The sequence below is a fragment of the Streptomyces sp. 4F14 genome (assembly GCF_048159485.1).
GTDB lineage: Bacteria > Actinomycetota > Actinomycetes > Streptomycetales > Streptomycetaceae > Streptomyces.
The window spans coordinates 264465-278690 of record NZ_JBLRVY010000001.1 but is presented as its reverse complement, the minus strand read 5'-3'; the positions used below and the strand labels follow the sequence as shown (position 1 = coordinate 278690).

14 protein-coding genes are annotated in these 14226 nt (G+C 72.7%); 9 read left to right on the top strand and 5 right to left on the bottom strand.

Translation table 11 applies throughout. The annotated features are described in order from the left end of the window. Positions 1–68: 68 nt before the first annotated feature. Both ACLZOT_RS01080 and ACLZOT_RS01075 read right to left on the bottom strand, forming a co-directional pair. Positions 69–1013 (bottom strand): TIGR03619 family F420-dependent LLM class oxidoreductase, encoded by a 945-nt coding sequence (locus ACLZOT_RS01080; protein ID WP_416966724.1) that lies wholly within the window; start codon positions 1011–1013, stop codon positions 69–71. A gap of 20 nt (positions 1014–1033) precedes the next feature. Then, complete coding sequence (locus tag ACLZOT_RS01075; protein ID WP_416966723.1) at positions 1034–2410, bottom strand: glutamine synthetase family protein; 1377 nt, start codon at positions 2408–2410, stop codon at positions 1034–1036. Between the two features lie 240 nt (positions 2411–2650). On the opposite strand from ACLZOT_RS01075, the gene ACLZOT_RS01070 reads away from it, so the two are divergent. The 4 genes from ACLZOT_RS01070 (at position 2651) to ACLZOT_RS01055 (ending at position 6626) form a co-directional block, all read left to right on the top strand. Then, positions 2651–4090 carry an APC family permease gene (locus ACLZOT_RS01070; RefSeq protein ID WP_416966722.1) on the top strand — a complete coding sequence of 480 codons (1440 nt, stop codon included), beginning with the start codon at positions 2651–2653 and terminating at the stop codon, positions 4088–4090. Continuing rightward, the gene (locus ACLZOT_RS01065) at positions 4087–4887 is read left to right on the top strand and encodes an SDR family NAD(P)-dependent oxidoreductase (RefSeq protein ID WP_416966721.1); all 801 of its coding nucleotides are present in this window, start codon (positions 4087–4089) and stop codon (positions 4885–4887) included. Before ACLZOT_RS01070 ends, ACLZOT_RS01065 begins: the two co-directional genes overlap by 4 nt. 3 nt (positions 4888–4890) lie before the next feature. Next, positions 4891–5619: an SDR family NAD(P)-dependent oxidoreductase gene (locus ACLZOT_RS01060; RefSeq protein WP_416966720.1), complete on the top strand. Its 729-nt coding sequence runs from the start codon at positions 4891–4893 to the stop codon at positions 5617–5619. 131 nt (positions 5620–5750) lie between these two features. Continuing rightward, positions 5751–6626 (top strand): ester cyclase, encoded by an 876-nt coding sequence (locus ACLZOT_RS01055; RefSeq protein WP_416966719.1) that lies wholly within the window; start codon positions 5751–5753, stop codon positions 6624–6626. 428 nt (positions 6627–7054) lie between these two features. Here the strand turns inward: ACLZOT_RS01055 and ACLZOT_RS01050 are convergent, their stop codons facing one another. Next, positions 7055–7765: a type 1 glutamine amidotransferase gene (locus ACLZOT_RS01050; protein ID WP_416966718.1), complete on the bottom strand. Its 711-nt coding sequence runs from the start codon at positions 7763–7765 to the stop codon at positions 7055–7057. Positions 7766–7864: 99 nt separating this feature from the next. Then, entirely contained in the window at positions 7865–8761 is an 897-nt protein-coding gene (locus tag ACLZOT_RS01045) for a helix-turn-helix transcriptional regulator (protein WP_416966717.1), read from the bottom strand. 171 nt (positions 8762–8932) lie between these two features. Between ACLZOT_RS01045 and ACLZOT_RS01040 the strand changes: the two genes are divergently transcribed. Then, on the top strand, positions 8933–9481 hold the full coding sequence (locus ACLZOT_RS01040) for a quercetin 2,3-dioxygenase (protein ID WP_416966716.1): 549 nt from the start codon (positions 8933–8935) through the stop codon (positions 9479–9481). A gap of 41 nt (positions 9482–9522) precedes the next feature. Then, positions 9523–10515 (top strand): amidohydrolase family protein, encoded by a 993-nt coding sequence (locus ACLZOT_RS01035; protein WP_416966715.1) that lies wholly within the window; start codon positions 9523–9525, stop codon positions 10513–10515. A 118-nt stretch (positions 10516–10633) separates the two neighbouring features. Here ACLZOT_RS01035 and ACLZOT_RS01030 read toward each other — a convergent pair whose 3' ends face one another. Next, entirely contained in the window at positions 10634–11116 is a 483-nt protein-coding gene (locus tag ACLZOT_RS01030; protein WP_416966714.1) for a MarR family winged helix-turn-helix transcriptional regulator, read from the bottom strand. Positions 11117–11243: 127 nt separating this feature from the next. Between ACLZOT_RS01030 and ACLZOT_RS01025 the strand changes: the two genes are divergently transcribed. From ACLZOT_RS01025 to ACLZOT_RS01015, 3 genes are all read left to right on the top strand, one after another. Further along, a complete protein-coding gene (locus tag ACLZOT_RS01025; protein ID WP_416966713.1) occupies positions 11244–12602 on the top strand; it encodes a pyridoxal phosphate-dependent decarboxylase family protein in 1359 nt (452 codons plus the stop codon). 260 nt (positions 12603–12862) lie between these two features. Then, positions 12863–13027 (top strand): hypothetical protein, encoded by a 165-nt coding sequence (locus tag ACLZOT_RS01020; protein ID WP_416966712.1) that lies wholly within the window; start codon positions 12863–12865, stop codon positions 13025–13027. Positions 13028–13123: 96 nt separating this feature from the next. Further along, positions 13124–14215 (top strand): XdhC family protein, encoded by a 1092-nt coding sequence (locus ACLZOT_RS01015; RefSeq protein WP_416966711.1) that lies wholly within the window; start codon positions 13124–13126, stop codon positions 14213–14215. Positions 14216–14226: the final 11 nt, after the last annotated feature.

Genomic DNA, 14226 nt, shown 5'->3' with positions numbered 1-14226 from the left:
AACGCACGCTCGCGAACGAGACCTCCCGCCCCCACGGCGGAGCCGGAACTCACGGACACCGCCCATCCTCAGCCGCCGGTCAGAGCCGCCACCCGGCGCATGACGTCGCGGCAGAAGCCCCCGACCCCCTCCGGATCGTCGATGAACTGCGAGGGCTTCACGCAGAAGGTCGTGAAGCCCAGCTCCAGTTGCTCGGGAAGGGACTCCAGCGCCTGCCCGAGATCAGCGCAGGAGGTGTCGTCGGGAAACACCGCACGGGTCCCCCCGATCATCTCCAGCTCGGCGATGTCACGCCCGGCTGCCTTCATGGCGTCCCCGAGCACCCGCATCTCCTCGGACGTGGGCCGCCCCAGCGGGTTGAAGGCGTGCCCGTACCGGACGATGCGGCGCACCATGGCGTCGTGCATGCCGGCGCCCCCGAAGCACAGCCGTGGCCCGTCCGCCCGGTACGCCTTGGGCTCGAAGTACACGTCCTCGAAGCGGTAGTGCTCGCCGAGGTACGTCACCGGTGAGGGCCCCCACAACGCCGCCCAGATCTCCAGGTGTTCGTCGAGGAGCCGCCCGCGCCGGGCGAAGGGGACGCCGAGGGCGTCGTACTCGTCGCGGCTCCAGCTCACGTTGGGCAGCACGGTCAGACGTCCTTCGGAGAGGAGGTCGAGGGTGCCCAGCTCGCGGGCCAGCAGAAGGGGGTGGCGCAAGGGCGCGATCACCGCGGACGCGGCGAGCCGGAGCCGTTCGGTGACGGCGGCGATCGCGCCGAGCAGGAGCAGGGAGCCCGGCCAGGGGGTGTACGGGTCCTGGTTGCCGGGCAGGGCGTAGTCTCGCGGGTTGCCCATGACGCCGTTCGCGCCCGCGTCGGGGCCGAGCACGATGTGTTCGCTGACCATCACGGAGTCGAACCCGGCGTCCTCGGCCTCGCGGGCCCAGCGCACGAGGGCCGGCAGGTCGGCGCGGCCGCCGGTCATGGTCCAGTTCTCGCTGAGGACGAGTTGCATGCGGGGTGCGGCGGTCATCGTCGTAGGTGCTCCGTTCTTCACAGCATCCACGAGTATTCGTAGAACTCCCAGTCGGTGACGGCCCGTTCGAAGCGGGCCAGTTCCTGGCGTTTGAGGGCGGTGAACACTTCGGTGAAGCGTTCGCCCAGGGCGTGGGTGAGGGGTTTGTCGGTCTCCAGGGCGGTGAGGGCCGCGCCGAGGGTGGTGGGCAGGGGGGCGCCGTCGCCGCCGCGGTCGCCGGTGATGGGTGCGGGGGGTGTGAGGTCGCGGTCGAGGCCGTCGAGTCCGGCGGCGAGGAGTGCGGCGACGGCGAGGTAGGGGTTGGCCGCTCCGTCGCCGATGCGGATCTCGATGCGGGTGCCGGGGCCGCGTTCGGGTGGGATGCGGGCGTAGGCGAGCCGGTTGTCGTAGCCCCAGTTGGCGGTGACGGGGGCGAGGGAGCCGGGGGCGGCGAGGCGTTTGAAGGCGTTGACGGTGGGGTTGAGGACGGCCATGAGGGCGGGGGCGTGTTCGAGGACGCCGGCGAGGAACGCCTTGGCGGGCGGGGCGAGGCCGTCGGCGGTGGCCGGGTCGGCGAAGAGGTTGTTCCCCGCCGCGTCGGTCAGGGAGACGTGGAGGTGCTGGCCGCTGCCGGCGCGGTCGGCGAAGGGCTTGCCCATGAAGGTGGCGCGCATGCCGCGCTTGGCCGCGATCTCCTTGACGGCGTACTTGAAGAGGAAGGCCCGGTCGGCGGCGTCGAGGGCGGGTCCGTGCCACTGGTTGATCTCGTACTGGCCGCCGCTGAACTCCTGGATCCCGGCGTGGACGCCGAGGCCGAGGGCGCGGCATTCGCGGATGAGCAGGGGGAGCATGTCGTCGGGGTCGTAGGCGGTGCCGACGACGTATCCGGCGGTGTCCCGTTCCAGGTAGCGCCGCCAGCCGTGGGTGGCGGCGGGGTCCTCGCGCAGGAGGTAGAACTCCAGCTCGGGGGCGACGACCGGGTGCAGGCCGCGCGCGGCGAGGCGGTCGGTCTGGCCGCGCAGCAGGGAGCGGGGGTCGAAGCGGAGCGGGGCGGAGCCGTCGGCGGGGTCGGTGACCTCGGCGAGGAGGTAGGCGGTGCCGGGTGCGTAGCCGGGGACGGAGAGGGTGCCGGGGTCGATGAGGGCGTCGGCGTCGGGCCAGCCGCTGCCGGCGGACTCGGGAACGTCGAGGGGGTTGCCGCCGAGGTCGGTGACCATGAGGGCCTGGCAGAAGGCGAGGCCGTGGTCGGCGAAGCGCGGGAGTTCGCCGGTGGCGACCTCTTTTCCGCGGGCGACGCCGTGCAGGTCGCTCCAGAGCACGCGGACGAGGTCGATCCCCCGGCGGGACAGGTCGTCGGCGAGGGTCGCGAGCCGTTCGGCGCGCGTGGGCGGGGTGGGGTCTGGCACGTCCGACACCGGGGCCTCCGGTCCATCAGGCTTTCATTTGATGCCAAACAATAGGGTCGGGCCGGGCCTCGCGACAAGGGCTCATGCCTTTACCGAGTCGAGACGCGCGGGCCATTGCAACCCGCCCCCGCCAGGAATAACGTACGGGCCCAAACGAAAGGCAATCGGCTCCCCACACGCCATCCGCCGGCCGTCCCGACCGACCGTCGCCGCCGCGCGTCCGCGGCTCCTCACCGGATGGAGCGATCCATGTCGCGCCAGACCGCACCACCCAGCACCGCTCCCCAAGCCCCCGCCGCCCCCGGCACCCTCTCGCTCACCGACGTGGTCGCCCAGTCCGTGGGCTTCATGGGCCCGGTCTTCTCCGTCTCCGTGCTCCTGCCCCAGCTCGTCGGCATCACCACGGCCACCGGCAACGGCGCGGGCGCCGCCGCCCCGCTCGCCGTGCTCCTCGGCACGATCGGCATGCTCGGCATCGGCTGGATCGTCTCCGCCTACGCCCGCCGCATCCACGCCGCCGGCTCCCTGTACAACTACGTCACCGAGGGCCTCGGCACCCGCCTCGGCGCGGCGGCCGGGTACGTCTACTACCTCGGCGTCCTGATCCTCGGCGCCGGCATCGCGGTCCTGATCGGCGGCACCCTGCACGACGACCTGAAGGCCGAGTTCGGCTTCGACGCCGTACCGGTATGGGTCTGGCAGGCGGTGATCCTCGCCGCGCTGGTCGCGATCGTGCACGTCGGGGTGCAGGTCTCGGTCAAGATGCAGCTGGCGCTCGCGCTGGTCTCGATGGCCGTCCTGACCGTGTTCTTCGTCTACCTGATCGTCAAGGTCGGCTCGGACAACAGCCTCACCGCCTTCGAGCCGTCCAGTTCGGCGCAGGGCTGGTCCGGGATCGCCTTCTCCGTGATCTACGGCGTCCTGCTCTTCACCGGCTTCGAGGCCGCCGCCAACCTGGCCGAGGAGACCGCCGAGCCCAAGCGCTCGATCCCCCGGGCCGTGCTGATCTCCCTCGTCGTCTCCGCCGTCTTCTTCCTGCTCGGCTGCTACGCCCAGATCGCCGGCTTCCACTTCGACGTGGCCGCCGTCGCGCAGAACGCGGGCGCCCCGCTCATCGCCCTCGCCTCGCCCGACGCGTACGGCGCCACCTGGCTGGCACGGCTCGTCGAACTCGTCATCCTGCTCGACATGCTGGCCGTCTACATCGGCGTCTCCGTCTCGGTCACCCGCGGTGTCCTGACCATGGCGCGCGACGGCTGGCTGCCGAAGCCCCTCGCCCGCGTCAGCGCCCGGCGCGGCACCCCGATCGGCGGTACGGCGCTGGTCGGCGGCGCGTACCTGCTGGTCCTGGTCGTCAGCCAGGCGTTCCCCGACGGCGTCTCGGTGCCGGGTCTGCCGGACTACTTCAGCTGGTACGCCTGGCTGTCCGCGTTCGGCATCTTCTGTCTGGCCTCGATCTACCTCGCGATGTGCGTGGGCGCCCCCCGCGGACTGCGCGGCCAGGTCGCCCCCGCGAAGGCGTGGACGGCCGCCGTGATCGGCCTGGTCATCACCGGCGGAGCGCTCTTCGGCTCCGTCTACCACGTACCCTCCCCCACCATCTGGGCGGCCTGGGCGGCGATCGGCTGGACAGTGCTGTCCGTGCTGGCCGCCTTCGTCGTCATGTCCCGCCGGGCGGTGGCGCGTTGACGGCCCCCGTCTACCTCGTCGCCGGCGCGAGCAGCGGGATCGGTGCGGCGGTCGCCGAGCGGGCGGCGGCAGGCGGGGCCCGGGTCGCCGTCTGCGGCCGTCGCCCGGACGCCCTCAAGGCGGTCGCCGAACGCTGCGGGTCGACCGCGTACGTCGCCGACGTCACCAGCCGCGCGGACGTCGACGAGCTGGTCGCGGCCGTCGTCCGCGACCACGGCCGGCTCGACGGCGTCGTGGCGAACGCCGGGGTCATGCGCCCCGGCGGGGTCCTCGACCTCAGCGACGAGGACTGGGACGCCACCCTGCGCACCAACCTCACCTCCGTGTTCCTCCTCGCCCGCGCGTCCGTCCCCCACCTCACCCGCACCCGGGGCGCCTTCGTCACGGTCGGTTCCATCGCCGGGCTGCGCGCGCCCACGGGCATGTCCGCCTACGCCGCCTCCAAGGCCGGCGCGGCGATGCTGACCACCACCGTCGCGGCCGAGTTCGGCCCGCTCGGCGTGCGCGCCAACACCGTCTGCCCCGGCTGGACCCGCACCGAGATGGCCGACGAGGAGATGCGCGCGTTCGGCGGCCCGCTCGGCCTGGACGTCGAGGAGTCGTACGCGGCCGTCACCGCGCTCGTTCCGCAGCGCCGGCCGGCCGCCGCCGAGGAGATCGCCGACGCCGTGCTGTGGCTGCTCGGCCCCGGCTCCTCGTACGTCAACGGCGCCACCCTCACCGTCGACGGCGGCACCACGGTCGTCGACCCCGGCGCGGTGCCCTTCGACTTCCGGATCACCCCACGGCAGGAGTGAGGCATGGACTTGCGTCTGACGGGCCGTACGGCCCTGGTCACCGGCGGCGCCAGCGGGATCGGCCGCGCCGTCGTCACCGCGCTGCTCGCCGAGGGGGTACGGGTCACCGTGCTCGACCGTGCCTCGCGGCCGGCGGACCTCCCCGACTCCGTGCGCTGGCACACCGGCGACGTCACCGACGAGGACGCGGTCGCCGCCGCCGTACGGGACAGCGGCGGTCTCTCCATCGCGGTGGGCTGCGCCGGGATCTCCGGTCCGATGGGGCAGGAGGCCACCGCCGTCTCCCGCGCCGACTTCGCCCGGACCGTCGAGGTCAACCTCACCGGGCAGTTCCTGCTGGCCAAGCACGCGGCGGGGGCCATGCGGGAGCGGGGCGGCGGGGCCATCGTGTTCGTCGCCTCCGACTCCGGGTTCGTCGCCGCGCCCGGCATGGCCGCGTACTGCGCCTCCAAGGGCGGGGTCCTCATGCTGGCCAAGGCGCTCGCCACCGACCTCGACCCGTACGGCGTACGCGTCAACTGCGTGGCCCCGAGCATCGTCGACACCCCGATGTCCCGTGCCGACCTCGGGCTCACCGAGACCGGGTTCGACGGGCAGCCCTTCCCGGTGCACCGGCCCGAGGAGGTCGCGGCGGCCGTCTGCTACCTCGTCTCGGACCTCGCGCGGGGCGTCAACGGCACCGCGCACGTCCTCGACTTCGGCGGGCTGGCGCGGTCGGCGTTCCCTGCCTGAACGGTCCGTTCCTCGGCCTCGCGCGGTCGGCGTCCGCCGCCCGACGGGTCCCTTTCCTCGGCCTCGCGCGGTCGGCGTTCCCCCGCCTGACCAGTCCCTTCCTCCCCCACGGAACAGGAGAACCCCTCACCATGACCACCCGCCGCGCCCTGGTCGCGACGCTCGCCACCGCGGCCGTCGCCGTCCTCACCGCCGCCCCCGCGGCCACCGCGACGCCCTGCACGACCGGGTACGAGAAGTCCGTCGCCGTCCGCGTCCTCAAGGGCGTCTTCGAACAGGGCGACACGCGGATCGTCGACCGCTTCGTACGGCCCGACTACATCCAGCACAACCCGACGGCCCCCGACGGCTCGGCCGCCCTCAAGAGCCTCGCCACCAGCGTGCACCGGCGGTTCCCCGACGCCCGGTACGACGTCAAGCGGGTCATCGCCGACGGCGACCTCGTCCTCGTCCACTCCAACGCCGTCATGACGCCCGGCACCCGGGGCACCGCCGTCTTCGACATCTTCCGCTTCCGGGGCGGGCGGATCGCCGAGCACTGGGACGCCGAACAGGACGTCCCCGCGACCACGGTCAGCGGCCACGACATGTTCTCCACGCTCAGCTCACCGGCCCCCGACCCGCACGCCGACACCGCTGCCAACCAGCGTCTGGTGACGTCCTTCTTCACCGAGGTGCTGGTCGGCCACGACGTCGCCGCGGCCGACCGGTACATCTCGGCGCGCACCTACTTCCAGCACAACCCCGGCTTCGGCGACGGCCTCGCGGACTTCAAGGCCGGCTTCGACGCCTACTTCACCCAATTCCCCGACGCCGTCACCCTCCCCAAACGCGTCATCGCCGAAGGCGACCTCGTCGCGGTCCACAACAACGACAAGACCGGCCCCGATGACCGCGGCAACGCGGTCGTCGACCTCTTCCGGGTCCACGACGGCAAGATCGTCGAGCACTGGGACGTCACGCAGGCGGTGCCTGAGACGTCGGCGAACGGCAACACGATGTTCTGAGGGGCGGGTGAGGGCGACACGGAGGTGTCGGGGGCGGCGGCAGGGCTCGGCTGCGGGGCTCGGCTCCGGCCCGGGACACGCCGCGTACCCGGCGGCCGGCGAGGACCGCACCGGCGGCTCCGTCGACCACCCGCCCGGTCGCCGCGCCAGCCCTCGCCTCGCAGAACCCGGCCGAGCGGGCCGTCGCCCGCACCCGGCGGGGAAAGGGACTCGCACTGCCCCGGCGTGGCCTCGAACCGACGGTCCGCACGGGGCGGTTGTCCAACCCCTGGCCCCTCGCCCTGATGCTCGCCCGCCCTCGGCCGACTCTCGAACCGGGCCATCCGCCCGGCCAGGACCGCCGAGCCTGCGCCGCCGAGGGCAGGCGGCCGGAATCGACCTCGCGGACGCGGGCGTACGGGTCGTGCCCGGCCGCCCGGGGTCTCCCCTCAGCCCTCGGACGCCACGACCCGGTCGAGGAAGCCGTCGACCAGGTGCCGGGCGTTCGCCCGGGCGGTCGGCTCCAGCTCTCGGCTTCGGGCGAGGAGTTCGCCAGGGTCTACGCCCTGTCCTATGCACTGCTCCTCGCCGCCGTCCCGCAGCCAGCCGCGCAGCATCCGCAGGGTGATCTCCGGATGGAACTGGACGCCGAGGCTGCGGCCGACCCGGAACGCCTGGACGCACACGGCGTTGCGGGCTGTCTCCTCGGCTCCGGGCGGCGGGACGCAGCGGTCGTAGTGCCACTGCATCCACGGTCCGGGGCCCACCACGGCGGGGTCGTGCGTGTCGATCGAGGTCCAGCCGATCTCGGGACGCGGTGATCGCTCGACCGAGCCGCCGAGCGCGGTGGTCAGCGCCTGCGCGCCGAAGCAGACGCCCAGCACCGGGACGCCGAGGTCGTGGGCCTTGCGCAGCAGATCCAGCTCGCCGCCGATCCAGGAGCCGACCGCCGTCTCGTCGTACACCGACCACGGCGCCCCGAGCGACACGATCAGGTCCCACTCGGCGGGTTCGGGGAAGTCGAACGTCACGTCCGGGGTGTGCCGGCGGTCTTCGGGTACGACCGTCACGGCGGTGAGGTCGTAGCCACGCTCGACGAGGCGGGCACCGACCAGTCCCGGTTCCGTCACGTGGTCGTGCTGGATGACGAGTGCGCGCACGGTGGGTACTCCTTGGGCTCTTGTACGGGTCCGGACCCTCATCGTTTGAGCTCAAATAATACCTTCACGGGCGGGAGATCCGACATGCCGGGACGGCCCTTACGGGAGGTGCACCTGGTGCAGCAGTCGGCGGAACTCGGTGGGTGTCATCCCCATCCGGTGCCGGAAGAAGGCGTGGAAAGCGGTCGCGTGGGTGAACCCGACGCGCGCCCCCACCGCGCCGGAGGTCAGCCCGGTGTGGGCAAGGAGGCGCTTGGCCTCCAGCAGGACCCGGTCGTCGATGTGGCGCTTGGCGCCGTACCCGGTCGCCGCCCGGGTGGCCCGGGTCAACGTCCGCTCGCTGTACCCCAGTTGGGCTGCGAACGCGTGGACGCTGTGGGTTCGGGTGAAGCCTTCCTCGACGGCCTGCCGGAATTTCTGGAAGGTCCCGTGCCCGGAGGGTTCCGGCCGCCCCTGGTTCGCGAGGTGGGCCAGCCGGATCAGGATGACGGACAGCAGGTTGCGCATCGTCTCCGCACGCGCCTCCAGGGGCAGACCGAGCACTCCGCCGTACTCCGCCTCCAGGGCGTCGAGGGTGGCGGTGAGCGGGGCCTGAACCGCGTCCGGCGGGGTGATCAGCCTGCCGGCGCCGTACTCGGCGTCGCGGATCAGCCGGTCGGTGGCGGCGCCGGGAAACCCCGCCGAGAAGACGACCAGCCTGCCGTCGCAGTCGGTGTGGCCGGCCTCGTACTGCACGATCTGCTCGGGCCACACCCACAGCCAGCCGCCCGGCCGCAGCGTGTACGCGGTGAAGTCCACCGAGCACCGCAACTCGCCCTCACGGACGGTGATCAGTTCGTGGAAGCCGAGCCGCACCGGCCGGGTGACGTCGACTCCTCGGCGTCCCGCACGGTCGAGCAGACGCGGGAAGTCGATCACCTCCGCGCCGGGCAGCGCCCCCGCTGTGGGGACGAAGGGCACCGCGGTGATCCCGCCGGTGTGTCCGTTTTTCTTCATACCGTGTCCAAGTACGTCAAGGGGACGGCCAGAACCCGATCCTAAACTCCCCTGCCAGAAGGCCGATTCCGGACACGACCAGGTGTCACGGCCACCGCCGACGCCGGGCACCGCTGACCGAAAACCGCGATGTGGTCTCCCCCGGCGGCGGAGCACAGGAGGGGAAGGGCGATGACCAAGGACAACCGCACCCACGAGGGCTGGACCCGGCTGCCGGGGCGCCCCCGGCCGTATCTCCTCCGGTCCGGCGAGGGCGAGCACTCGCACATGGTGGACATGCTCGCGACGGTGCTGGTGAGCGGCGACGAGACCGACGGACAGTTCGGACTGCAACTCGTCGAAGGTCCCCGCGGGGACGTGATCCCGGGGCACCTGCACCCCGGAGCCCACCACACGATCTGGGTCCTGGACGGGGCCGTACGGGTGTGGGCCGACGATCTGAACGGCCTCAAGGTCGCGACGACGCTGGAACGCGACGACTTCCTGTTCATCCCCGCCGGAACCCTGCACACCTTCCGGATCGAGTCCCGCACGGCACGGATGGCCGGTATCAACACCGGGGGGTTCGAACGCTACGTGCACGCCCTGGGCGTGCCGACCGGCTCGGCGAGCCTCCCTGTGGAGCCGGTCGCTCCCCGCCCGGAGGACTACCGGGCCGGCGGTGCGGAGTTCGGCATCGAATTCCATCCCGAGTGGGACCCCACCGCCGCCGAACGCTGACCGCAACCCCTCCCCCACCCACAGAAAGACAGGGAAACGTCATGTCCCCGTCCCACCCCGGCCTGGTCGACTTCCACGCCCACTTCGTCACCGACTCCTACATCCGCAAGGCGAGCGCCGCCGGGCACCAGAGCCCCGACGGTGTCGCCGCCTGGCCCAGCTGGTCGGCCGAGCGGCACATCGAGCTCATGGACCGCTGCGGCATCGACACCGCGTTCCTGTCGATGTCCTCGCCCGGTGTGCACTTCGGCGACGACACCGCCGCCCGCGCTCTGGCCCGGGAGGTCAACGAGCACGCGGCCGAGGCCGTACGCGACCACCCGGGGCGGTTCGGCCTGTTCGCGTCGCTGCCCCTGCCGGACGTCGACGGCACGCTCGACGAGATCGCGTACGCCTACGACGACCTGGCCGTCGACGGGGTGATCCTCCAGACGAACACGCACGGCATCTACCTGGGCAACCCCCGCCTGGAGCCGGTCTTCGCCGAACTGGACCGCCGCAGCGCCGTCGTGTTCCTGCACCCGACGTCCCCGGCCGGCTGGCAGCAGACCTCGCTGGGGCGGCCGCTGCCCATGGCCGAGTTCTTCTTCGACACCGCCCGCTCGGTCATCGACCTGGTGTTCTCCGGCACGCTGGAGCGGCACCCGCACCTGAAGGTGGTCGTCCCGCACTGCGGCGGCGTCCTGCCCGTGCTGGCCGACCGCATCGACGCGTTCATCAAGCTGTTCACGACGGGCTCCGACGCCCCCGACGCCGTCGCCCGGTTCCGCACGCTCTACTACGACACGGCCGGCACCGCCTTCCCCCGCCAGATCCCCGCGCTGATGAAGCTGGCGGACCCTCAGCGGGTCCTGTTCGGCAGCGACTACTGCTGGACCCCCGCCGCGGCCACCGAGACCTTCACCGCCGCCTTCGACATCGCCGAACAGCCCGAAGGCACCACTTGGCGCTCACTCACCACCACCAACGCCCACCGCCTGCTCCCCCGCCTGGCAACGGCCCCGGCACAGCGCCCCGCCGGACGGCGAGCCTGAGACACCGGCCCTCGCGGCCGAGGACAGCTGCGCGGGAACGCCAACCGCCCCCGGCCAGGCCGTCGGCCTCCAGGACCAGGCCGCCGTACTGCCGGGCAGATCGGGGGGACGTTCCCCTTCAGTCGTCGGCGAGCGCCCGGTTGATCTCGCCGAGTGCGCCGGTCAGCCGCGTGTAGTCGCCGCCGGAGAGGGGGACGGCGAAGTACCGCCGGACGACCTCGGCGTGTACGGCGGCGGCGTCGAGGAACACCTCGTACCCGTCCTCGGTGGGTTCCACCAGGACGCTGCGGCGGTCCTGCGGGGAGGGTGTACGGCGGACCAGGCCGGCTTCCTCCATCCGGTCGACGAGCCGGGTGACGCCGCCGCTGGTGAGGGTGAGGTCGTCGGCCAGGTGGCGCTGGGAGACGCTCTCCCCGGGCCGCCGGCAGAGTCTGATCAGCACCTCGAACATGGTGTGACTGATGCCGGAACGGCGGCGCAGTTCCGTGTCGATCCGTAGTTCCAGGCGGGTGGCGGCCTTGAGCAGCAGGCCGAAATCCCGGACGAGCGCACTGTTGGCGGCCTGCTGGGCCGCTGTGCCGATCCGGTTCTCCGCGTCCATCCGTCCGGGCTCCTCTCCTGTGCACGATCTCCCCCAGTTTACTGCCACATCATCTACTGACTGCTCAATTACTGAGCAGTCAGCGTTATTCTGAGGTCTCGCATCCGGACGACCGGGAGTTTCGACCATGGATCTGCAGCACTGGCTCGGGCGGGCCACCCAGGCGATACAGGACTGGGCCGACACCTACGGCCCCTACGACACCCACCCGTCCCTGCTCGTCGACGAGGACCGCCTCACCGCCGCCTACGGCGAGTTCACGGACCGGCTCAAGGACAACTACCCCTTCTTCCACCCCCGTTACGCGGGCCAGATGCTCAAGCCCCCGCACCCCGCGGCCGTCGTCGGCCACCTCACCGCCATGCTGATCAACCCCAACAACCACGCGCTGGACGGCGGCCCCGCCACCGCCGCGATGGAACGCGAGGCCGTCGCGCGGCTCGCCGCGATGTTCGGCTACGAGACGCACCTCGGCCACCTCACCACCAGCGGCACGATCGCGAACCTGGAGGCGCTGTTCGTCGCCCGCGAACTCCATCCCGGCCGGGGTGTCGCCTACAGCGCCGACGCCCACTACACCCACGGCCGGATGTGCCACGTCCTCGGCGTGAAAGGCCACCCCGTCCCCACCGACGACCGCGGCCGTATCCGCCTCGACGCGCTGGAGGACCTGCTGCGCACCGGCGAGGTCGGCACGGTCGTCCTGACCACGGGAACCACCGGCCTCGGCGCGATCGACCCCGTCCACCTGGCGCTCCCGATCGCCCGGCGCCACGGCGTCCGCGTCCACGTCGACGCCGCGTACGGCGGCTTCTTCACGCTGCTGGCCGGCGCCGAAGGGCTGGCACCCGAACCCTGGCAGGCGGTCGCACAGTCCGACTCGGTCGTCGTCGACCCGCACAAGCACGGCCTCCAGCCGTACGGCTGCGGCGCCGTCCTCTTCCGCGACCCCGACGTCGGGCGCTTCTACCTCCACGACTCGCCCTACACGTACTTCACCTCCGCCGAACTCCACCTCGGCGAGATCAGCCTCGAATGCTCCCGCGCCGGCGCCTCCGCGGCCGCCCTGTGGCTCACCTTCCAGCTCCTGCCGCCCACCCCCGCCGGCCTCGGCCGGGTCCTCGCCGCCGGACGCCGGGCCGCCCTGCGCTGGGCCGACCTCATCACCGCCTCCGACCTGCTGACCCTCTACCAGGACCCCGAACTGGACATCGTCACCTACTTCCCGACCGCCACCCCGGCCACCCTGTCCGCCGTCGACGCCGCCTCCGCGCGCGTCCTCGCCGCCGGCATGGCCGGTCCCGACCCCGTGTTCCTCAGCACCCTGCGGGCCGACCGCGCCGCGTTCCACGCCCGCCACCCGCACCTCGCCCCGGACGCCGACGGGGCGCGCGTCCTGCGCAGCGTCCTGATGAAGCCGGAGCACGAACACCACGTCGGCCGTCTGCACGCCCGCGTCGAGGAACTGGCCGCGGGAAAGCCGTAGGCGAGGCGCCCGCACCCGCGCCGGGACGGCCGCACGCCCCGGCCGCTCCTGCCTGGGGCCCTCGCCGGTGGGCCGCTCTGCCGACTACTGCCAGACGTACCAACGCCAGTGGTACACAGCCGAGTTGTCCCAACGACGTGTGCTCGTTGGATCGCGGCGCGTCCCGCAGAGTGATCGGTGTACCGCCCCCGCCTTCCACCGTCCGAGAGAGTGGGCATGTCCATCGAACCCCCGAGTCGCCGGCCGGGATCCGGGAGTCCATGAGCGGGAACATCTGCGGCTGCTACGTGAAGACCGTGCGGGCGGTCGAGCGGGCCGTCCCCATCGTGGCGATCGGCGGGGGGCCCGCCGTCGCCCACGCGGTCTTCCACGCCACCGGGCGCCGCGTCCGCGAACTGTCCGTCACCGCCGAAGCGTCGCTCTGAATCCTCCAGGCCGAGAAGCCCCCCGAACGGCCCGCCGCCGTGACTGTCCCCCCGTCCCGGCGGCGGGCTCCTCCCTCCCCCTCAGGAGACACCGTCATGCTCAACATCGCGGACACGTTGTCCCGCTGGTGCCGCGAGGACCGCCCCTTCGCCCTCGCCACCGTCGTGCGGGCCGGCGGCAGCGCGCCCCTGCCGCCCGGCACCGCCCTGGCCGTGGGCCTCGACGGCGAGGCGGTCGGCAGCGTCTCCGGCGGGTGTGTGGAGGGCGCCGTCCAGGAGCTGTGCGGGCAGGTGCTGGCGTCGGGCGAACCCCCGGTCCGGGCCTCGTTCGGCTACTCCGACGCGGACGCCCTCGCCGGGGGCCTGACCTGCGGCGGCGAGCTGGAGGTCCTGGTCCAGCGGATCGACCCCGCCGGCCAACCGCACCTCGCCGACGCCCTGGAACAGGCGACGGCCGGTACGCCCGTCGCCGTGGCGCAGGTGATCGACGGCCCGCAGCGGCTGCTCGGCCGTACCCTGTCGCTCCTCAGGGACGGCAGCGCGTACGGCGGGACGCTGGGCAGCCGTCAGGAGGACCGTACGGTGGCCGGCCGGGCGCTCCCGCTGCTGCGGGCGGGCCGGACCGCCCGGGTCGAGGTCGACGCGGGCCCGCAGAAGCTGACGCTCCTGGTCCACAGCTCCGCCGCGCCGCCCCGCATGCTCGTCTTCGGCGCCGTCGACTTCGCCGCCGCTCTCAGCCGGGCGGGCCGGCTCCTCGGCTACCGGGTCACCGTCTGCGACGCCCGCCCCGGGTTCGCCACCGCCGAGCGCTTCCCGGACGCCGACGAGGTCGTCGTCGAGCGGCCCCACCGCTACCTGGAGAGCACCGGGGTCGACGCGCGCACCGTGGTCTGGGTCCTCACCCACGACGCCGAGTCCGACGTCCCGCTGCTGCGCGTGGCTCTCGGCCTCCCGGTGGGCTACGTCGGGGCGATGGGCTCCCCGCGCATCCACGAACACCGCCTGGAGCGTCTGCGGGAGGCCGGTGTGCCCGAGGAGCGGCTCGCCCTCCTGCGGTCGCCGACCGGCCTGGACCTCGGCGCCCGCACCCCGGCGGAGACGGCGGTCTCCATCACCGCCGAGATCGCCGCCCGGGCCCGGGGCGGCACCGGTCTTCCCCTGTCCCGCGTCCCCGCTCCGGTCTCCTGAAAGGCCCCCTG